The sequence below is a fragment of the Flavobacterium zubiriense genome, assembly GCF_041729725.1.
Lineage (GTDB): Bacteria > Bacteroidota > Bacteroidia > Flavobacteriales > Flavobacteriaceae > Flavobacterium > Flavobacterium zubiriense.
In genome coordinates this window covers 12,962-34,070 of record NZ_JBCFQL010000006.1, presented here as the reverse complement: position 1 = coordinate 34,070, position 21,109 = coordinate 12,962, and the positions used below count along the sequence as shown (strand labels likewise).

Genomic DNA, 21,109 nt, shown 5'->3' with positions numbered 1-21,109 from the left:
TTTTACTCAACAACTCGTTTCATATAAAATGTTACTATCATGAAAAAAATAATCTTTACCGAAAAAGCACCAGCTCCAATTGGACCATACAATCAAGCGATACTTTCAGGAAATACGCTTTATACCTCAGGACAAATTGCTATCAATCCTGTTGATGGAACTTTAGTAACTGCTACTATTGAAGCCGAAACAACTCAGGTTATGGAAAACCTAAAAGCAGTTTTAGAAGCTGCAGGAATGAGTTTTGAAAATGTGGTAAAATCAACTATTTTCATTATGAACATGAATGATTTTGGAACAATCAACACGATTTACGGATCTTATTTTAACGAAAAAACCGCTCCAGCTCGTGAAACGGTTCAAGTGGCATGTTTGCCAAAAAACGTAAATATTGAAATCTCTATGGTAGCAGTGTTATAGCACTCAATAACAATTGTGCCGAGGCTTCGTTAGTGGCTATGGGCACATTGTGTACATCACATACACGAAGCAACATATTAATATCCACTTCATGAGCATGACTGGCCAATGGATCTTTGAAGAATAAAACCATTTTAGTTTTACCTTCTGCTACACGGGCTGCAATTTGCGCATCGCCTCCCATAGGACCAGAAAGCATTTTTTTTACTTTAAAACCGGCTTTCTCCGCCTTCCCTCCAGTTGTTCCTGTAGCAATAAGTTTAATTTTTTCTTGTCGCAATAAATCAATGTTCTTATTCAAGAACTGAACCATATCTACTTTTTTTCCGTCATGAGCAATTATAGCTATTTCCATAATTATTATTTATTTGCAACATGATACGAGATCAAACCATCAATAGGTCTTCTCAATACGTTTCCTAATTGTAAATTGTATTTATCAAAAGTGTGTTGCAATTCATCTTTCAAATAATAGGCAATTGAACCTACAAAATGCACAGGTACCTCTTTACAATTATCATATTGTTGCACATAGTTTTTCACAAAAGACTTCATGCCTTTGCGAATAATTTTTTGACAAAATTCAGTGTCCTTATGCTGAATTAAAAATTTAGCAAAAGTGGCTAAATATGCATTTGGATTTGATTCTTTGTATAATTTATTTTTTATAAAATCAGGATCTACATCAAAATCTTTTTCAAATTCTAGAGCTAATTCTTTTGGCATTTTATTGAAATAGTATTTTCTAATCAACTCTTTACCAAAAACATTTCCACTAGAATCATCCATAACGATATACCCTAATGATTGTACTTTTTGATGCAGTTGTGTTCCATCAAAATAACTACAGTTGGAACCCGTCCCTAAAATACATACAATAGCTTTTTCATCTTTTGGAGTAGTTGCATAAACTGCAGCATAAGTATCTTCTTCTACTACAATTTTTGCACTTGGAAAATAAGTTTGAAAAACATCTGCAAGAGCAAATTTCATTCTATCCGTTCCACAACCTGCACCGTAGAAAAACAAGTGAGTAACTATTTTTTTACTTTGTTGAATATCAAATCGATCATCAATTCTAGCAATTATTTCATCGCCTTCAAGTATTTCAGGATTCAATCCTAAAGTTTGAGTAGTAAACAATATTTTTCCATGATCGTCTATCGCAATCCAATCGGCTTTGGTAGAACCACTATCAACTATTAATTTCATTTTATTTCAGTTTTTGGATTAGTTTTCCTTTAATAAAATGTAGTTTTTACATTAATTAAAGAGGTAATAAAATAAGAAAATCCCGTTACTTTGAAATAACGGGATTCTCTAAAATTATAAAATATTATTTTAAACCTGCAATATGTACAGATAAATCAATTAATTTACTAGAGTATCCATACTCATTATCGTACCAAGATACTATTTTGAAGAAAGTTGAATTCAAACCAATTCCTGCAGTAGCATCAATGATTGAAGTTCTTTTGTCAGAGATAAAATCTTGAGATACAACGGCATCTTCAGTATACCCCATAATTCCTTTCATAGTAGTTTCAGAAGCGTTTTTCAACACAGCCATAATTTCCTCGTAAGTAGTTTCTTTTGCCACTTTTACGGTTAAATCTACTGCAGAAACGTCAACAGTAGGAACACGGAAAGCCATACCTGTTAATTTTCCATTCAAATCAGGAATAACTTTTCCAACTGCTTTTGCAGCACCTGTAGAAGATGGGATGATATTTACACTTGCAGCACGTCCACCTCTCCAGTCTTTTCTAGAAGGACCATCAGCAGTCATTTGAGTTGAAGTTGTAGCGTGAACAGTTGTCATTAAAGCTTCAACAATTCCAAAATTATCGTGAATCACTTTAGCCAATGGAGCTAAACAGTTTGTAGTACAAGAAGCATTAGAAACAACTAAATCAGAAGCTTTTGCAGTTTCGTGGTTTACACCCATTACAAACATTGGAGCATCAGCAGAAGGTGCAGAAATAATTACTTTTTTAGCACCACCTTTGATGTGTTCATTAGCAGTTTCGATAGTTGTAAAAATACCTGTACATTCAGCAACTACATCAACATCAACTTCATTCCATTTCAAATCAGCTGGGTTTCTTTCAGCAGTAATACGAATGTTTCTTCCGTTAACGTATAATTTTCCTTCTTTTACTTCAACATCTCCATCAAAACGACCGTGAACTGAATCATATTTTAATAAGTAAGCTAAGTGATCTACATCTAATAAGTCATTGATTGCAACAACTTCTACATTGTCTCTATTAAAAGACTCTCTAAAAACAATTCTTCCAATTCTTCCGAAACCGTTTATTCCTAATTTTACTTTTGACATTTCTTTATTTATTTATTATTTGTTATTCAAGTGAAAAAATTTTGGCAAATTTAATAATTAATTCTGCTACAATTTTTATTAAGTTGTAATAATATCAGAAACTCTCAATAAATCTCTATCGATTTCTGATTTTCCTTTTATTGCTTGTTCTAATGGAGTAAGATTTACTTTATCATTTTTTAAACCTACCATAAAATTAGAAACTCCATCTAATAATGATTCAACTGCTTTAACACCCAAACGGCTGGCAAGTACTCTATCAAAACAAGAAGGTGAACCTCCGCGTTGCATGTGGCCTAATACAGATACTCTAACATCATATTCAGGTAAATTAGCTTCAACATAATCTTTTAGTTCGAATACATTTTTACCAATTCTATCTCCTTCGGCAATAACTACTATACTAGATGATTTTCCAGAAGCCTTACTTTTTTGAAGTGATTCTAACAAGCGATCCAATCCTAAATCTTCTTCAGGAATCAAGATTTCTTCGGCTCCTGCTCCAATTCCGGCATTCAAAGCGATATGCCCAGCATCTCTACCCATTACCTCAACAAAGAATAAACGGTTATGAGAACTGGCTGTATCTCTAATTTTATCGATACAATCTACAACCGTATTTAAAGCGGTATCGTATCCTAGAGTATGACTCGTTCCAAAAATATCATTATCAATAGTTCCTGGGATTCCCATTACTGGAAAACCATATTCAGCGTTAAAAATCAAAGCTCCTGTAAAGCTTCCATCTCCACCAATAACAACAAAAGCATCGATTCCTTCTTTTACTAAGTTATCATAAGCTTTTTTTCTTCCTTCAGGGGTTCTAAATTCAGCTGAACGTGCCGATTTTAAAATTGTTCCTCCTTTATTAATGATGTTATTTACACTTCGAGGTCCCATTTCTTCGAAGTCACCTTCAATCATTCCTTGGTATCCTCTATAAATCCCAACACATTCTATATTATGATAAGCACAAGTTCGAACAACTGATCGTATTGCGGCATTCATTCCTGGTGAATCTCCACCAGAGGTAAGAACCCCAATTTTTTTTATTGTTTTCTGCATTATTTAAAGTATTAAAGTGTAAATTTAAGAAACATAAATTACTTAAACCGCTTCTATTTTGATATTTTAACTAATCCCTTTAAATTCAAACGTTTTCGTTAATAAGTTTTAAAAAAAACAAAAAAAGCTTGTTTTTTTTTAACAGAAATCTATTTTTTGAGATTTAAATTAAGAATAACTTATTAATGATATTTATTTAACTTTTTTTTGCAAAAAATTATTTTCTAAAATACTCCAGACATTACATACCTTAAAACATCACTCTTCATCTGTCTTTACTGCCTCAGAATTATTCTTTGAATCCTTTTTTTTAGGGGTTTTTTCATTATTGAAATTAATATATTCAGGCGTTACGTTAGAGTCATCAAAATACTCATTGGTATTGCTGGTTTTTCGAATATTATACTTTTTAAAAATTTTATTAACCAATTCACTAAAAGTATCAAAATCAACTTCATAGGTCAAACCCAATCCTTGTGTGTAACCAATTCCTTGCCCAATGTAATTAATATCGTTTTCTCTATTAAACAACCTTAAATTCATTGTTCCGTCCTGATTTACTCGGTATTGTACCTCTAAATCTCCCACAACTGCCGACTCATTAATTCCTCCAAAAGGGACTCCTACTTTTCCATTAATAGAAATTCGTTCATTTATTTTAGAAGAAATTGTGGCCACTACTCTACCATCTGTCTCCCTACCAATTCTTCTATCAGGTGAAACATAATTAAGTCCTACCTTAATTTTATCGCTATCAGTTTTTAATATATCACCTAATAAACTAGAAGCTGTTTCAAATAAACTTCCTGAAAAATCAGATTGATTTACTCCTTCTGGACTTAAAAAACCTCCAGATGAAAGGAGATACAAAGCTTGAGTTTGTCTAACATCCTTATCGTATAATTTATACTGAATCTCAGATTTTAAAACATTACTTACTGTTGGGAACTCTATATTAAAATTAGGTTCTGGACTTGCTAAATCTCCTTGAATACCAATGATTACATCAACAGGCACTTTTCTATTAAACGATGAATTATCTAATAAAACCGCAGGATTAGCAATAGTTTTATAGACCGCTTGCAAATTCAGCTGAGCACGCATAGGATTTCCTTCCCAAGTAATCGACCCCCCTTTTTTAACATCAAACTTTTTATCTATCAACCCACCATATTTAAAATTATAAGTTCCTTCATAAGCCTGAAAATCACCCCACATATTAAATCTTCCTAAAGTATTAATTTTAAACAAAAGTGATCCATATCCTTTTCCTTTCATTCCATGACCTGAATTACGATCTAAAATCACTTCAACTTCTGCTTCAGGTGTAATATCCAAATCAAATTCTAATTCAAGTCCGTTGTATTTCCGGTTATTCTCTACAATCCCCATTTGTTTATTGAACTTTTCTTTGGGAGTTAAAAAATGAATAAATGAATTTTCACCTACGCTTTCGGCATAATTAATTGGGATTTTAACATCTGTTCCTTCTTCTGATTTTGCCACTATTTTAATAAACAAACCACTTACAGGACCTTTTATAGAAGCATTTCCATTAATAAATGCCGTTCCATAATAAGCTGCATCCTCTGCATCCTTAGTATCTAAGACGACAAGTCTTTTGGAATTTATATTAAAATCTAATTTCCAATCCGTAAAATTATTATGTTCTACACTTCCGCTTAATACGCCTTTAGTATTGAATTTTGAATCAGTAATAGTATTATTTCGAAACAAAAACGTCTCATCAACTAAATCCACTATTGAACGATCGCTTAATTGATAATCAACATTCAAATAGGGAACAGTTATTCCTGCTTTATCAACAAACAAGCGTCCACTTATTTTGGGTTTATTAACATCTCCTGTTACTATAGAATTTCCTGTAACTTGACCTCTAATATTAGACAAAACATTCCCTCCTAATGGACTCAAAATACCAAGATTAAATCGATCTAATTTTACTTTTAAATCTAAAATCGTTTTCTTGTTTACAATTTCAAAACTTCCATTAGCGCTCAACGATTGGTTACCCTGTTCGCTAGCGCTGGATTCTATGCTTTCATTTTCTAAATACGAATTAATAGTGAATTTTTCCAGGTTTTCATCTCCTTCAATATTGAATTTCAATATACCTAAATCAGTGTTATTAATATTCAATTTATCGACAACTAAAGAAGCTATAGGTTTAAACATTTGATTGTTTTGTTTAAAATGAACAGAACCATTTAAATTCCCGTTAAAAACAAACTTATTATTTGAAGGTGTAATTTTATATAAATCGACATTGTTGAAACTGAGTTCTAAATCTTTTTTAGAGTTTTCATTTATGGTACCTCGAAGTGAAACTGACTGCTCTTTATGAGACAAAATAATATCATCAAAATTGAAATTTTTGAGCGATTTATCAAAAACTATTTTATTATCTGGAGTATCTTTTGCATTCAAGTACCAAAAATTTTCTTTGAATTTCATCTCCGATTTACTAATACCCAACACGTTATTATTATCCTCATCAATGGTATGATATAAGTTCAAAGTAAAAAAATCTTCTCCTTTTTCGCCTCCTTTAAACTCTGAACGAAACAGCAAAGTGTCCTTAGTTGTAATATTAATCAAACTAAAATCGCGCACTTTATAATAAGGTGTTTTAATACTATCTAATTCGACATAAGCATTATACAATGGATTTTTATTATCAATCGCTACTCTAATATTATCAAAGCTATTTTTAGCATATTTTATATTAGGCGAATTAAAATTCATCTTAAATTCCTGATTATCCGATTTGATGTTGCCTCTCAAAACTGTATTAGTAGCTAATTCAATTTCAGGATATAAAATTTCAACAATCTTACTGTAGATAGTAAAATTGAATTGTAAAAACTGCCCTTTATTAACTTTTTCCGGCTTAAAATTAGTGTACAAACTTCCCATAGAGTTTCTTGCCAATTTACCCAGCTGACTAAACTGAAAACGCCCTACTACTTTTCCATCAACAATATCAGGAGAGTTAATAGTTATGGTTCGAATTCCATTGGCATCAAAAGTAGAATTGACATTGAAGTCGTCAAAAATATAAGTGTCTTTTACATTTTGATAGGATGTTTCTTTGATGTAAACATTTCCCTGTAAATTTTCAATGGTATTTCCAGTAAGTTGTACCACAACATCTCCTTTAAAATTAGAGACAGTATCTTTTACAATTTTTAATTTGGTTAAATTAGCATGATCTACATTCACGTGAAAATCATACTTATTTTCCTTAGCACTTAAATCTAACAAACCATCAAATTCCATTGCTAAATTAGGATCAGCTACTGAAATTTGTCCTTTGTAATACGGCAACTTAAAATTACCATTAACCGTTATATTATTGTAAGTATAGGTATTGTAATCTATTTTACTAACTATACCTTTTAATTCTGTATTCAAAAACTTCTCTGTAAATCCTTTACCATCTACATCAATATCCATAGTTACTTTTCCTAAATCTTTACGATTTAAAAAAGTACCCACATCAAAATTTTCAAAAACAACATTTCCAGTATAAGCGGCTTTGTCAATAAAATCAATATTAGTCATCGAAACAACTGCCTGAACTCTACCTATTTCTGAGTTCATATTCAAAACCGCATCCAGAGCAGTTGGACTAAGTTGAGCCGTTCCTTCCATAAAAACATTACCTAAGGTTTTTAATTCAATAGGTAATTTTTTGCCCAGAACATTTGGAAGTAGCATTACTAAATTATCATAACTCGTATTGATTCTAGTAAAATCGCCATCCATGTAAAAGTGTTGATCTTTTTTTCCAAAAATATTTTTAAAATTAATAGCACCATCAATACGTGATTTTCTAGAATCTACAAGACCTAAATTGTAGATGTATAAATCATTTAAAGTTCCTTTAATATCGGCTTTATTGATATAAAAAAACTGATTGATACCTAATTCTTTATAAAAATACCGAATATCATTTGTTGCTATCGAAGCCGAATTAATCTTGACATCAAACTTAACTTTGTCATTAAAATGGACAAAATCTTCTATCTGATAAGTTAGCTTTACCTCTGCTTTTATTTTAGATTCGGGAGTTTCTATTTCTAGATCTTCCATTTGTATTTTTTTCTTGGAATAACTAAAAACAGTACTTAATTTTTCTACAAATAAACCTCTGTGATCTAAAAAAGATAATTTATTAATTATGGTATTAACATCAGGCCCGTAGAGTTTGAAATCAGTCAATTCGGTATTAATATTTTTAAAATCAACATCTTTTGGATTAGGTTTGTTTTCGTCAAACAATCTAAAACGTCCATTGTTAATAAACGCCTTATCTGATTTTAAAAGAAAATGTTTCGCTGAAGGTGGCTTTCCTGAATCAAACGCAGCAATAAAAACGTCCATGTTGGTTTTCTTCTCATTTTTGTAGGTTTTCATATCAAAAACAACACCATCTAAACTAATTTTTTTAAACAACAAATTACCTCCTTCGAGTAAAGAATTGACATCAAAAATACTTGTATTTACTATTTTCGAATAAATCAAAGTATCCTTGTGGTGATCTAGAATTAATACATTTTGAATTTTAACCCCACCAAAAATCGAAAGCTTAACTTTATCAATAGCAATATGAGTATTAAAATCACTATTAATACGATTCATTAAATACTTAGCCACTTTAGTTTGAACTGTTGGTAGTGTTAAAGCGATACCAAGCATCAACAACAAGATGATGAGCCCAAGAATTATACTCGAAGTTATTTTAATCGCTTTTTTGATATACTTTATTATTTATTTATGAAATATTATTTTGCCCAAGGAAAGAGCGAATCCTTTAATAAAAATTCTTTAATTTTGGCTGCGCCGTAAAATTAAAAAAAATTAAATCGGTTTCTATAAATAATTCAAAATTTGTGCCTATTTATGCTAAATCCCGAGGTTTTTATTCTTGCTATCGAAAGTTCCTGTGACGACACTGCAGCTGCAGTTTTATGTAACGACAAAGTACTGTCAAATGTTGTAGCAAATCAACTAATTCATACTCAATATGGAGGAGTAGTTCCAGAATTAGCTTCTAGAGCACATCAGCAAAATATTGTGCCCGTAATTGATGCTGCTTTAAAAAAAGCAAATATCAAAAAAGAACAACTTTCAGCCATTGCTTTTACGCAAGGTCCAGGATTAATGGGTTCCTTGCTGGTGGGAAGTTCTTTTGCAAAATCGATGGCTTTGGCTTTAGGAATTCCGCTTATCGCTGTCAACCACATGCACGCCCACATTTTAGCACATTTTATTGACGAAGAAGGTTTTGAAAAACCCGAATTTCCATTTTTAGCCTTAACCATTAGCGGCGGACACACACAAATAGTAAAAGTCAACGACTTTTTTGATATGACTATCATAGGAGAAACTACCGATGATGCTGTGGGTGAAGCTTTTGATAAAAGTGCTAAAATTCTAGGTCTTCCTTATCCTGGTGGTCCTTTAGTTGACAAATATGCCCAATTAGGGAATCCAAAAGCTTTTCCATTTACCAAACCAAAAGTGCCTGGATTGGATTTTAGTTTTTCGGGATTAAAAACTGCTATTTTGTATTTTATCCAAAAGAAAAAAATAGAAAACCCAGATTTTATCGATAAGAATATCAACGATATTTGTGCTTCGATACAATATACCATCATTCAAATTTTAATGGATAAATTAAAATTAGCCGTTCAGGAAACTGGAATTAAACAAATAGCCATTGGCGGAGGTGTTTCGGCAAACTCAGGCATTAGGCAAACTCTAAAAGATGCCGAACAAAAATACGGTTGGAAAACCTTTGTTCCAAAATTTGAATACACAACCGATAATGCTGCAATGATTGGAATTGTAGGTTATCAAAAATTCTTATCTCAACATTTCGAAAACGCTTCAGTAGTTTCTAAAGCGCGAATTCAATTCTAAACTATGCAATTATTTTACAATCCAAATATTGACGAACAAACTGAAAACTTTTTCTTTGACAAAGAAGAAAGCAAACACATTATCAAAGTTTTACGAAAAAGAGACGGCGATATTTTATTTGTAACCAATGGATTGGGTTTTTTATTCGAATGCGAAATCACCTTAGCATCTGACAACAAATGCACGGTAAAAATCAATTCATTCGAAAAGAAAGCAGCATCAAAATTTCATTTGCATCTGGCTGTTGCTCCAACAAAGATGAACGACCGCTACGAATGGTTTTTAGAAAAAGCTACTGAAATTGGTATTCAAGAAATCACACCCATCATTTGTGATCGTTCTGAAAGAAAGGTAATCAACAAAGAACGTTTTGACAAAATTATCTTATCGGCATTAAAGCAATCCAATGAAGTGTATCTTCCTAAACTGAACGAAGCGGTTACTTTTAAAGAATTTGTGAACCAAAAAAATAACGGTACTTTATTAATTGCCCATTGTGAAGAAACCGATAAAAAAACATTAAAATCAGTTTTAAAAACTAACGAAGACATTACGTTCCTTATCGGTCCTGAAGGTGATTTTTCGGTTAAAGAAATCGAATTGGCTTTAGAAAATAATTTCATCCCAGTTTCTTTAGGTAACACCAGATTAAGAACCGAAACAGCTGCTATTGTTGCCTGTCATAGTGTGGTGTTTTTTAATGAATAAGTCATTGCGAGCGATAGCGTGGCAATCACACTAACACAAGTAAATTACTGATTATAAAATTGATATAAAATGAACTGAATCAAAAAATGTAGTAAGATTGCTTCGTTCCTCGCAATGACTAACAACTAGGTACTAAGGACTAACCACTAAGGACTAAAAAATGAAAAGAATATATTTTATTTTACTATTAATCTCTTTCACTGCTTTTTCCCAGGAAATTGCGGTGGTAAAATACAGCGGTGGTGGCGATTGGTATGCTAATCCTACTGCTCTACCTAATTTGATTCGTTTTTGCAACAGCAATATCAATACCACAATTAATCCAAAACCAGCAACGGTAGAACTGAATAACCCTGATTTATTTTCTTACCCTTTTATTCACATGACGGGACACGGAAATGTAGTTTTTAGTGAATCGGAAGTGGTTAATCTTCAAAAATATTTAAAAGCCGGTGGTTTTTTACATATTGATGATAATTACGGAATGGATGAATACATTAGAAAAGAAATAAAAAAAATATTTCCAAATAAGGAATTGGTCGAAATTCCTGCTACTCACGCTATTTTTCAAAAACCGTATCTTTTTGCTAATGGATTGCCTAAAATTCATGAACATGAAGGCAAACGCCCACAAGCTTTAGGCATTTTTATTGACAATAGATTAGTGCTCTTTTATACTTTTGAATCTGATTTAGGTGATGGCTGGGAAGATGCCGAAGTACATAATGATCCTATTGTTGTACGTGAAAAAGCATTGAAAATGGGTGCCAATATTATTAATTACATCTTTAAAAACTAAATTCAAGTGCAATTAAAACACGAAGAAAATCAGTTTGAACCAACTACTTTTCCTATTACTTTAGTTTGCGATCATATTTATTTTCAGCAAAATATTGGTTCCTTATTTCGAATTGGAGAAGCCTTTGGAATTGAAAAAATTATTTTTACAGGAAAGGATATTCCGCTAAATCCTAGAAAAATAAACAAAACGTCCAGAAGCACTCATTTGCACGTTGCACATTCAGTAATTGAAGAAAACAACGACTTAATTGCTTATTTACAACAGCATAATTACGAAATAATTGCATTAGAAATTGCCTCAACCAGCAAGCCATTAAAAGAAGTCGAATTGCCTTCTGATAAAAAAATAGCGCTTGTTATTGGTAACGAAATCAACGGAATAAGCGATGAACTTTTGACTATTTCAAATCAAATGGTACACATTAATATGTTTGGAAAAAACAGCAGCATGAATGTGGTACAGGCTGCAAGTATTGCTTTATATGAATTTACCTCAAAATTGATATGATATTTTTTTATCTTTATAAACTAAAACACAATTATGATAACATCTAAAACCATTGGTAACGGAATTCTACGTGCTTTGATAATAACAGCGGGAGCAGCACTGCTACTTTACATTTTATATCTGATTCAGCCTGTTATTTATTTTCTTTTTATCGCATTAATTGTAACTATGATTGGAAATCCAATTGTCCGCTTTTTAGAAACAAAATTGAAATTCAACCACATTGCAGCTGTTTTAGTGACTATGGTATTCTTCATTTTATTATTAGCCGGTTTCATAATGATGTTTGTACCTCTAATTATTTCTCAGAGTGAAAATTTGTCACTGTTAGACACCGAAAAACTGCAAAAAGACCTGACGCTACTTGCTGAGCAATTAAACAATTACCTTTCAGAACGTAATATAGATACTAGAAACTTACTAAAAGAATCTAATATTGCTTCAAAAGTCAATTTGAATTTCATCCCTAATTTCCTCAACTCCTTTTTAGGAACCCTTGGAAACATAGGAATGGCAATTGGTTCTATCATTTTCATCTCTTTCTTTTTCTTAAAAGACAAAAAACTTTTTACCATAAATGCTAAAAAAATATTACCTGCTGAACACGAAGACAAAATCCTAAATTCTTTTAGAAAAATCAATCACTTGTTGAGCCGATATTTTATTGGTTTGATTGGACAAATAACCATTTTGTTTGTTTTATATTTAATTGTACTGCTTATTTTTGGAGTTCAAAACGCACTTATTATTGCTTTTATAACTGCATTACTGAACATCATACCTTACATCGGTCCACTAATTGCGACTGTATTAGTGGCTGTTTTAACCCTACTAGGTCATTTGGATCCGCAATCTCAGGGCGATATGTTATCCACAACTTTATATGTGTTGATTGGATATTCTGTTGCGCAAATAATTGATAACAATATTACCACACCGTTGATTTTTTCTAACAGTGTAAATTCTCATCCATTGGAGATATTCATCATAATTTTGGCGAGTGGTTTCCTTTTTGGTGTACTAGGAATGATCGTAGCAGTGCCTCTTTACACCATTATTAAAGTGGTTGCAAAAGAATTTTTTCCAGAAAATCCCGTAGTAAAAGTATTAACAAGAGGAATTTAAGTTGACTTCAGCAATTTTAAAAACAGAAACACAACAATTTATAAACGCCAATCTCAACACTGATGTTGCAAAATTAGCGTTTCAAAAAAATCCTTTTCCAGACATTGATTTTGCTGTTATTTTAAATCAAATTACAGCAAAATCAAAAGCTGAAAACAAACTACCTACTTGGTTTAACACTAAAAATATCATTTATCCGAGTAAGATTTCAGTTGAACAAACTTCTTCTGAAAAAACAGCTCTTTACAAATCCAGCATTATTTCAGGTGAATCGTTAATTGATCTTACAGGTGGTTTTGGCGTAGACGATTATTTTTTTGCAACCAAAATCAAATCGGTAGCACACTGTGAAATCAATCCTGAACTTTCGGCTATTGTCAAGCACAATTTCGAACAACTCAATGTTAAAAACATCGAATGCTATGCAGGTGATAGTTTTGAAACTTTAAAAACTCTGAATCGAAAATGGGATTGGATTTACATTGATCCTTCGAGACGAAATGACGCCAAAGGCAAAGTTTTTATGCTGAAGGACTGTTTACCAAATGTTCCCGAAAATCTAGATTTTTATTTTGAAAACACCAATGCTATCTTAATTAAAACCGCACCATTATTAGATCTTTCAGCTGGATTATCCGAATTAAAAAACGTAAAAGCCATTCATATTGTAGCTTTAGAAAATGAAGTAAAAGAACTTTTATGGGAATTACACAAAGACTATTCGGGCGAAATCACTTTAAAAACAGTAAATATCAACAAAGGAACTATTGATGTTTTTGAGTTTTTAATGAACCAGGAATCCGTAGTTCCGAATTATAGTTTACCAAAAAAATATTTGTACGAACCCAACAGCGCCGTGATGAAATCAGGCGGTTTTGATGAAGTATCCGTCAATTACAACATTAGTAAATTACACAAGCATTCGCATTTGTACACCGCTGATGAAATCATCGCTTTTCCAGGGCGAATTTTCGAAATTACAGCTTATTTTCCATACCATAAAACGGAAATGAAGAACCAAATGAGCGGTAAACAATTCAATATCACTACTCGTAATTTTCCTGAAACAGTAGAAAACATTCGGAAAAAATGGAAAATTAAAGACGGTGGAAATTTATATTCTTTTTTTTCAACAGATGAAAACAATAACAAAATTGTATTAATTTGCGCCAAAATAAAATAATAATGAAACAACTATTACTTACTGCCTTTTTCTTCCTGTCTTTAAATTCATTTGCACAAACACCTTGCGAATATGCTACTAACATAACAGACTCCATAGGAACATACAAACTAACAAATGAATACCTTATTTCAGAGAAAAATTTTGCAGGAACTTCAAGTTATATTTTCTACACCTTATCTTTAACTGATGGAACGCCTACTCTAAATGTACAGCTTATTCAAAAAAGTAAAGGTTTTATTAAAGCCAAATGTTTTGACAAAAACTCTAGACTTTATTTGCAATTGAATAACGGAAAAGTAATTACGCTGGTTCATACTAACATGGAATATTGTGGCAGTATGATTAGGGACGAAAATGGTTTTGATAACCGCATAATCGTTGGGAATTTCATGTTCATGAAAGGTACAATGGAAGACTTGAAAAACTCTCCACTTTCTTTAATGAGAATAAAATATTTAACTGATATTGAAGATTATGTCATCAAAAAAGAATTGGTTTCGGAATTAAACGGAAAAACCTATCAGCCCGAAACTTTCTTCATCAACAATCTAAAATGTGTTGAAAATTAAAGTTCTAAAAAACACTAAACATGAACTTGAAGCCATTTCTTATTCTGATTTTATTGTTATCTGTATCGATACATGCTCAAAATGCGGATGATAAAGAATTTGAAATTCTCAATAAATCCAAGCAATGGCAATTACAATTTCAGGATAGCGGCACAAAAAATTGGCAAACCAAATGGTTTCTGGACGGACTTCAAGCCAATATTAAAAATACCAAAGCAGGAATGCTCTTTCATGCTGGAGCAAAAGCAGGAACGGATACAGACCATGCTGTATTATGGACAAAAAAATCATTTAAAGGAAATCTAAAAATAGAATACAACTTTACCCGAAAAGATTCCGCTACTAAATGGGCAATTATTTTATACCTTCAGGCAACAGGTATAGGCGTTGCGCCTTATGTTGAGGATATTTCGAAGTGGAATCCTTTAAGAGAAATTCCAGCAATGAAAACCTATTTTTCGAATATGAAAGCCTTGCATATTAGTTATGCTTCCTTCGAAAACGACAATAACGACAGCAAAAAAGATTACATCAGAGTACGTCAATATCCTGTAATTTCAGGACAAAATTTTAATACTACAACTGAAATTCCGAATCCTTTTTTTGAAACAGGACTTTTTAAAACGGAAGAAAACTATACAATTACAGTGATCAAAACCAGTGAAAAACTCTATTTTAAAGTAATTGGAAAAAACACCTCAAAACTTTTCTGTTGGAGTCTTAAAAATCAGCCTTCACTACTGGAAGGTCGAATTGGTTTAAGACAAATGGCTAGCCGATCAGCACTTTATAAAGATTTTTCTGTTTACACCATGAAGCACGACATTCACTTTTAAAATTTTTAGCCACGACCCGAGCGAAAGCGAATAGGCGAAGCAATTACACAAAAAAACACAAATTATTACTTGTTTATTATTTACACGAATCATTAAAATTGATAGAATTAGTGAAATTCGATTTAAATTCTGGTAAAAATTAGTGACAATTGGTGCAATTCGTGGCTAAAAATTTTAAATGTGAGTACCCTGACAATTAAGTGAGTAAATCACACTTTATAACTAAAAAAACTTAGATTTGTAATTACTATTTACCAACCATTTTATTATGAACCTAAAAACTACTCAATGCTTTCTGGCATTGTTACTCTTATTTAGCACAGCAACTTTTGCTCAAAAAATAGAGCGATTTTTTCCATCTAAAGACTTAACCACTGTTGGAGTTTATTATTATCCCGAACATTGGGATCCTGCACAATGGGAGCGCGATTTTCAAAATATGGAAAAAATGGGATTTGAATTTACTCATTTTGGCGAATTTGCTTGGGCACAACTCGAACCTGAAGAAGGCAAATACGATTTTAAATGGCTCGACAAATCCTTAGAACTGGCTAAAAAATACAATCTCAAAGTAATTCTTTGTACTTCTACTGCTACGCCTCCAGTTTGGTTGGTTCGCAAGCATCCTGAAGTTTTAGCCACTATGGAAGATGGTTCTAAAATGGATCATGGAACACGTCAACACGCTACTTTTTCTAGTAATTACTACCGAACGTATTCGATGAAAATGATTGCTGAATTAGCTAAAAGATATGGTAATGATAAAAATGTAATGGGTTGGCAAATAGACAATGAACCGCGTCGATTCTTAGATTATGGAAAAGATGCCCCACAACGATTCCGTGATTGGTTAAAAGAAAAATACAAAACTATCGAAACACTTAACGAAGCTTGGGGAAACAGTTTCTGGAGTGGTACATACAGTAATTTTGACGAAATTAATATTCCGTTGCATTCGCTTTGGGGAATGAATTTGCATGCTCAATTGGATCATTATCGTTTTGCTGATAATGAAACTGCCACTTTCTTAGACGAACAAACTAAAGAAATTCGTAAATATTCAAACCCAAATCAATGGGTGACTTCTAATTACATTCCAATGTACGATGTGGGTTATGTAGGAGCAAGTAAAGAATTAGACTTTGTTTCTTACACTCGCTATATGGTTTATGGTAGCGATTTAGGCATTGGACCAAAAGGCTACCGCGTAGGTGAATATTCCAGAATTGCTATGGCAAATGACTTTTTCCGTCCAATGAAAGAAGCTTATGGTGTTATGGAACTACAACCTGGACAAGTAAACTGGGGAAGTATTAATCCGCAACCTTTACCGGGAGCCATGAGACTTTGGTTGTGGCATGTTTTTGCAGGTGGAAGTAAATTTACCTGTACGTATCGCTACCGTGCGCCATTGTACGGTTACGAACAATTTCACTACGGAATTGTAGGTCCTGATGGAGTTACTCCTACAACTGGCGGACTTGAATTCAGTCAATTTATCAAAGACGTCAATACGTTGCGAAAAAAACAAAATTCCAAAGCCCAATTACCTAAGGAATATTTGCAACGCAAAACGGGAATTCTGTTCAATACCGATAATGTAATGGGAATTGAACTGAACAAACAAACGAACCAATGGAATACTGAAAACCATTTTTTAAAATATTACAAAGCAACGAAATCCTTTGGTGCACCAGTGGATTTTGTTCGTGATTCGACTGATTTTAATCAATATCCCGTACTAATTGTCCCTGCTTACCAAATGATCGATCAACAAATGATTGACAAATTGACTGGCTATGCTCAAAATGGAGGAAACTTAGTATTGAGCTGCCGTTCAGGAATTCAAAATCGCAAAGGGCATCTTTGGGAAACTAAATTCTATGAACCGATTTGGAAATTAATTGGTTCCGAAATTGAATCCTATGATTTATTGATGCCACAATCACCAGACAAAATTAAATTCAACAATCAGGATTTTGAATGGACATCTTGGGGTGATTTATTAAAACCAAACAAAGGAACCGAAATCTGGGGAACCTATCAAGGCGATTTCTATGCTGGAACTGCGGCTGTAACTTCGCGTAAATTAGGTAAAGGAACTGTAACTTATATTGGTGTAGATTCTAAAAAAGGGGATTTAGAAAAACAAGTTTTAACTAAATTGTACCAACAACAAAATATCCCTATTGAAAATTATCCAGAAGGAATACTAGTAGAATACCGTGATGGTTTTGGGATTGCAGTCAACTATTCGGATAAAATATATGAAATGAAACTTCCTGCGAACGCTGAAATTATCATTGGAACAAAATCCATGAAAACTGCCGATGTTTTGGTGTGGAAACAGTAAAAGAGATAGGACACATCTTTACAATCAACCCTGTTAGAGTTTTAAACTTTGTAAGGGTTAAATTAGTAATCAATCTTAAAAGTATCAATTGGAACGGGCTTTAGCCCGTTTACAAATTAAAGCTTCCAAAAGGCTTTAGCCAAAATCTAAATCAAGATTAAGCTAAAGCTTTTTTTACAATCAACCCATTTACAATCAACCCTGTTAGAGTTTTAAGCTCTAATAGGGTTCTAAGACAGCAACCAACACTGAGTTGAATGTAAAAACCAGTCCGAAACATACAGCAATGTAATGGAAGCTTGTAATAAGGACACGGAAGACCGTATCAGGCTGTCCGAAGTATATAAATGGCTATCCGAAGCTTGCGGGAGGGAGTCCGAAGACCGCGGGAGGGCATCTTTTTTACTTCGGACGCCTTATTTTATTGGACTTAGCGTAAAAACAGCATAAATAAGCACAAAAATTAAAACTCCACTTTGTAAGTATTATTTTCTATATTTGAAAAAAGAATAAGCGCTGGGCTTTTATCAGATAAAATCACCCAATTTAATGGTGCTAGGACTGATTTTGTTAGACCTATAAATGAGTTATAGCCAATCGTAAGAAGACCAAACTGCAAAACAAAAAACTAAAAAACAATGACATTAAAAGAAGCCGTATTAAAAAGTTTAGAAGATATTAACGACATCACCAATTATTTAGTGGTTCTCAATCATATCGTTGATAAAAACTATTATGACTTTGGTGTCGCAAAAACACCAGGTTCGACAATTTCAGCAGTTCTTGGCGGCTTCATTCGTAATGGCGACACTAGAGTAAAACGAATTAAACAAGACGGCGGAACATATTCCTACTACTTGACAAAAAACGAACAAAATATCGGTATCGAAATTTTGAGTGGAGACATCGAAATTGAAATATTAAAACCTACCAAAATAAATAAGTCAAAGACTTATGACGAAAGAGATTTACATAAACTTTTAAGCAGTTACTTAAAGAATACAGATACTTACTCAAAGACTATTTTTCACGAACAATCAAACGGAAAAGATAGTAACCAAATTTGGACACATCCTGATATGGTAGGAATTAAGCTCTTGAATTTGCAGACAAAAGTCAGTCAAAATTTTTTAAAATCTATAAATCGTGTTGACACTTTTAAGTTAAGCTCTTACGAGTTAAAAAGAGAAATAAACAGCGACAGCGAACTTAAAAAAGCATTTTTTCAAGCAGTTTCAAATTCAAGTTGGGCGAATTATGGTTATTTAGTAGCATTTGAATTTAGCGACAGTTTAAACGAAGAAATGGCTAGACTAAGTCAATCATTTGGAATTGGAATCATTGAGCTTAATGCAAATCCATATCAAAGTAAAGTTCTTTATCCATCAGTATTTCGTGATTTAGACTTTAAAACTATTGACAAACTTTGCAAAATGAATAAAGAGTTTGAAAAGTTCATTGAACAGACAGAAAAATTAATGACAGCAAGCGAAAAATATATTTCAGGTGCAGAAAAAGAACTTAATGAGTTTTGCGATAGTTACTTTGCTAACGACACGGAAGTAGAAACTTATTGTAAAGAAAAACACATACCGACAAACGAGGAGTAACAAGAACCAGATTCTCGGATATACGCAAACGTTAGCGCAGAATTGCATTCTGTGCCCACAACGATGAGCAAATAATCAATAAAAAACACTCTACAAAATAACACATGCTTTGTCGAATTACTGGCGTAGATGCTTCCTTCGTCAGCATGACAAGTTTGCGATAAAAGCTCCCGAGAACAAAGTCTCCTAAATTCGAACAACAAAATTTGGGTTAAAATTTTTTACTCATTGACTATTTTATGCCAAACTCAAAAAAGCTGTTTCACAATATGCAAAACAGCTTTTTCTACTACTTAAAACTAAAATTACCTAATGACAATTAGGATTTTCCTGAACAAATAAACTCATCGTAGTGGGAGAAACATAAGGAATTCCGAGTCCTAATCCTCTCAGGATAAACAACACTCCTATTAAAACCACTACATAAGGAATTGTTTTTTGTATTTTGTTACGCATGGAAAGCGTTAACATCGAATTGATATACACCACACTACTCATTAATGGAATAGTTCCTAATCCAAATAAAACCATATACAAAACACCTAAACTCGTACTTTGCATTGCAATGGCTCCAAATAAGGCAACATACACCATTCCGCAGGGTAAAAAACCATTCAACAATCCAATTGTAAAAAGCGATTGATAGGACTTCTTTTTGAATTGACTTCCTAAAACTTGTTTCATTCTTGAAATCAATCTAAAAATAGGCTTTGAAAAATTATATTGAGCAAATACTTTCTCTGGAATTACAATCGCAACAATCATCAATATTCCAATAATAATGGATAACTTTTGCTGTATTCCAGCCATAAAAAATCCTTTGCCCAGCAAACCAAAAATAAAACCAATTGTAGCATAGGCTGTTATTCGTCCTAAATGATAGGTAATAATTTGCGTTACTTTTTTGGTAGGATTGCTTCTATCTACTGGCAACATCATAGCAATAGCACCGCACATTCCGATGCAGTGAAAGCTACTTATGAATCCGAATAGTAAAGCGGTGTAGAGCATTATTTGAAGTTAGAAGTTAGAGGTTAGAGGTTAGAGGTGGGAAGTTAGGAGTTAGGAGTTAGGAATTAGAGATTATAATACAGAAAATTAGAAGGCAGAAAAACATACCACAACACCTAACCCTTTACTCACAACCCTTAACACATAACCTTTAACACATAACCCTTAACTTTTACCGAATATAAATAGATTCTTTAGTCAAATACTTTTTCCCATTGTATTGCCATTCCATATTAATGTCCCATTGACCGCCTACCAATTTTGATTTAGGTATGAGCAAAGTTGGATTAGACAACGAAATCGGAGTATCGAAATCTAATTTTTTGTTAGACGGTCGGTAAAGAGACACCTTTCCTATAATTTGGTTTGGAACAAATGGTTCTGGAAAAACGATTGTAATTCCTTGGTTTGTTAAAGTTATGACTGGTTTTTGTTTTAAATCCTGAGCGTTTTGAACGCGTTCCATTTCTTCCTGAAAACGAGCATCATGCTTGTAATATTCTTCTACTACCAACTCATTGTCATACTTAGCATTAGATTGTACTTTAATTACAAAATACAATATAAAACTAATAAACAATGCAATGGCAATTACTAATCCAGTTCCCCAATTGATCTTCATAATGT

Annotated in this window: 18 protein-coding genes; 11 read left to right on the top strand and 7 right to left on the bottom strand. The window is 32.7% G+C overall.

From position 1 onward, the window contains the following. Nucleotides 1-39: 39 nt before the first annotated feature. Nucleotides 40-420 (top strand): RidA family protein, encoded by a 381-nt coding sequence (locus AAGV28_RS06585; RefSeq protein WP_373406031.1) that lies wholly within the window; start codon nucleotides 40-42, stop codon nucleotides 418-420. On the opposite strand, the gene AAGV28_RS06580 is transcribed toward AAGV28_RS06585, so the two are convergent. The 5 genes from AAGV28_RS06580 to AAGV28_RS06560 all read right to left on the bottom strand — a co-directional run bounded on the left by AAGV28_RS06580 (nucleotide 401) and on the right by AAGV28_RS06560 (nucleotide 8,548). Further along, nucleotides 401-775, bottom strand: a complete 375-nt coding sequence (locus tag AAGV28_RS06580; protein WP_373406030.1) for a methylglyoxal synthase — start codon at nucleotides 773-775, stop codon at nucleotides 401-403. The genes AAGV28_RS06585 and AAGV28_RS06580 overlap by 20 nt on opposite strands. Before the next feature lie 5 nt (nucleotides 776-780). After that, nucleotides 781-1,632 (bottom strand): N-acetylglucosamine kinase, encoded by an 852-nt coding sequence (locus AAGV28_RS06575; RefSeq protein WP_373406029.1) that lies wholly within the window; start codon nucleotides 1,630-1,632, stop codon nucleotides 781-783. Nucleotides 1,633-1,756: 124 nt separating this feature from the next. Then, entirely contained in the window at nucleotides 1,757-2,761 is a 1,005-nt protein-coding gene (gap, locus tag AAGV28_RS06570; protein ID WP_373406028.1) for a type I glyceraldehyde-3-phosphate dehydrogenase, read from the bottom strand. A gap of 78 nt (nucleotides 2,762-2,839) precedes the next feature. Then, nucleotides 2,840-3,826: a 6-phosphofructokinase gene (pfkA, locus tag AAGV28_RS06565; protein ID WP_373406027.1), complete on the bottom strand. Its 987-nt coding sequence runs from the start codon at nucleotides 3,824-3,826 to the stop codon at nucleotides 2,840-2,842. 258 nt (nucleotides 3,827-4,084) lie between these two features. Next, nucleotides 4,085-8,548, bottom strand: a complete 4,464-nt coding sequence (locus AAGV28_RS06560) for a translocation/assembly module TamB domain-containing protein (protein WP_373406026.1) — start codon at nucleotides 8,546-8,548, stop codon at nucleotides 4,085-4,087. A 204-nt stretch (nucleotides 8,549-8,752) separates the two neighbouring features. Here AAGV28_RS06560 and tsaD point away from each other — a divergent pair, with 204 nt between their 5' ends. From tsaD to AAGV28_RS06510, 10 genes are all read left to right on the top strand, one after another. Further along, complete coding sequence (gene tsaD, locus AAGV28_RS06555; protein WP_373406025.1) at nucleotides 8,753-9,775, top strand: tRNA (adenosine(37)-N6)-threonylcarbamoyltransferase complex transferase subunit TsaD; 1,023 nt, start codon at nucleotides 8,753-8,755, stop codon at nucleotides 9,773-9,775. 3 nt (nucleotides 9,776-9,778) lie between these two features. Beyond that, nucleotides 9,779-10,483, top strand: a complete 705-nt coding sequence (locus AAGV28_RS06550) for a 16S rRNA (uracil(1498)-N(3))-methyltransferase (protein ID WP_373406024.1) — start codon at nucleotides 9,779-9,781, stop codon at nucleotides 10,481-10,483. Between the two features lie 160 nt (nucleotides 10,484-10,643). Beyond that, entirely contained in the window at nucleotides 10,644-11,282 is a 639-nt protein-coding gene (locus AAGV28_RS06545; RefSeq protein WP_373406023.1) for a DUF4159 domain-containing protein, read from the top strand. Nucleotides 11,283-11,288: 6 nt separating this feature from the next. Beyond that, on the top strand, nucleotides 11,289-11,792 hold the full coding sequence (locus tag AAGV28_RS06540; protein ID WP_373406022.1) for a TrmH family RNA methyltransferase: 504 nt from the start codon (nucleotides 11,289-11,291) through the stop codon (nucleotides 11,790-11,792). Nucleotides 11,793-11,825: 33 nt separating this feature from the next. Continuing rightward, nucleotides 11,826-12,917: an AI-2E family transporter gene (locus AAGV28_RS06535; RefSeq protein ID WP_373406021.1), complete on the top strand. Its 1,092-nt coding sequence runs from the start codon at nucleotides 11,826-11,828 to the stop codon at nucleotides 12,915-12,917. Between the two features lies 1 nt (nucleotide 12,918). After that, nucleotides 12,919-14,100, top strand: a complete 1,182-nt coding sequence (locus AAGV28_RS06530; RefSeq protein WP_373406020.1) for a class I SAM-dependent methyltransferase — start codon at nucleotides 12,919-12,921, stop codon at nucleotides 14,098-14,100. Nucleotides 14,101-14,102: 2 nt separating this feature from the next. Further along, entirely contained in the window at nucleotides 14,103-14,672 is a 570-nt protein-coding gene (locus AAGV28_RS06525) for a hypothetical protein (RefSeq protein WP_373406019.1), read from the top strand. Nucleotides 14,673-14,692: 20 nt separating this feature from the next. Next, a complete protein-coding gene (locus tag AAGV28_RS06520) occupies nucleotides 14,693-15,508 on the top strand; it encodes a DUF1961 family protein (RefSeq protein WP_373406018.1) in 816 nt (271 codons plus the stop codon). Between the two features lie 268 nt (nucleotides 15,509-15,776). Then, nucleotides 15,777-17,861 (top strand): beta-galactosidase, encoded by a 2,085-nt coding sequence (locus AAGV28_RS06515; protein WP_373406017.1) that lies wholly within the window; start codon nucleotides 15,777-15,779, stop codon nucleotides 17,859-17,861. 638 nt (nucleotides 17,862-18,499) lie between these two features. After that, complete coding sequence (locus tag AAGV28_RS06510) at nucleotides 18,500-19,471, top strand: hypothetical protein (RefSeq protein WP_373406016.1); 972 nt, start codon at nucleotides 18,500-18,502, stop codon at nucleotides 19,469-19,471. Nucleotides 19,472-19,780: 309 nt separating this feature from the next. On the opposite strand, the gene AAGV28_RS06505 is transcribed toward AAGV28_RS06510, so the two are convergent. After that, nucleotides 19,781-20,482: a sulfite exporter TauE/SafE family protein gene (locus AAGV28_RS06505; RefSeq protein WP_373406015.1), complete on the bottom strand. Its 702-nt coding sequence runs from the start codon at nucleotides 20,480-20,482 to the stop codon at nucleotides 19,781-19,783. Nucleotides 20,483-20,654: 172 nt separating this feature from the next. Continuing rightward, entirely contained in the window at nucleotides 20,655-21,104 is a 450-nt protein-coding gene (locus AAGV28_RS06500) for a FixH family protein (RefSeq protein WP_373406014.1), read from the bottom strand. Nucleotides 21,105-21,109 lie beyond the last annotated feature (5 nt).

Coding starts and splice junctions, on each gene's coding strand:
- AAGV28_RS06560 (WP_373406026.1), bottom strand. CDS start 8,548: ATGCTTGGTATCGCTTTAACACTACCAACAGTTCAAACTAAAGTGGCT.
- AAGV28_RS06515 (WP_373406017.1), top strand. CDS start 15,777: ATGAACCTAAAAACTACTCAATGCTTTCTGGCATTGTTACTCTTATTT.
- AAGV28_RS06550 (WP_373406024.1), top strand. CDS start 9,779: ATGCAATTATTTTACAATCCAAATATTGACGAACAAACTGAAAACTTT.
- AAGV28_RS06545 (WP_373406023.1), top strand. CDS start 10,644: ATGAAAAGAATATATTTTATTTTACTATTAATCTCTTTCACTGCTTTT.
- AAGV28_RS06500 (WP_373406014.1), bottom strand. CDS start 21,104: ATGAAGATCAATTGGGGAACTGGATTAGTAATTGCCATTGCATTGTTT.
- AAGV28_RS06520 (WP_373406018.1), top strand. CDS start 14,693: ATGAACTTGAAGCCATTTCTTATTCTGATTTTATTGTTATCTGTATCG.
- AAGV28_RS06585 (WP_373406031.1), top strand. CDS start 40: ATGAAAAAAATAATCTTTACCGAAAAAGCACCAGCTCCAATTGGACCA.
- AAGV28_RS06510 (WP_373406016.1), top strand. CDS start 18,500: ATGACATTAAAAGAAGCCGTATTAAAAAGTTTAGAAGATATTAACGAC.
- AAGV28_RS06580 (WP_373406030.1), bottom strand. CDS start 775: ATGGAAATAGCTATAATTGCTCATGACGGAAAAAAAGTAGATATGGTT.
- AAGV28_RS06505 (WP_373406015.1), bottom strand. CDS start 20,482: ATGCTCTACACCGCTTTACTATTCGGATTCATAAGTAGCTTTCACTGC.
- pfkA (WP_373406027.1), bottom strand. CDS start 3,826: ATGCAGAAAACAATAAAAAAAATTGGGGTTCTTACCTCTGGTGGAGAT.
- gap (WP_373406028.1), bottom strand. CDS start 2,761: ATGTCAAAAGTAAAATTAGGAATAAACGGTTTCGGAAGAATTGGAAGA.
- tsaD (WP_373406025.1), top strand. CDS start 8,753: ATGCTAAATCCCGAGGTTTTTATTCTTGCTATCGAAAGTTCCTGTGAC.
- AAGV28_RS06525 (WP_373406019.1), top strand. CDS start 14,103: ATGAAACAACTATTACTTACTGCCTTTTTCTTCCTGTCTTTAAATTCA.
- AAGV28_RS06575 (WP_373406029.1), bottom strand. CDS start 1,632: ATGAAATTAATAGTTGATAGTGGTTCTACCAAAGCCGATTGGATTGCG.
- AAGV28_RS06535 (WP_373406021.1), top strand. CDS start 11,826: ATGATAACATCTAAAACCATTGGTAACGGAATTCTACGTGCTTTGATA.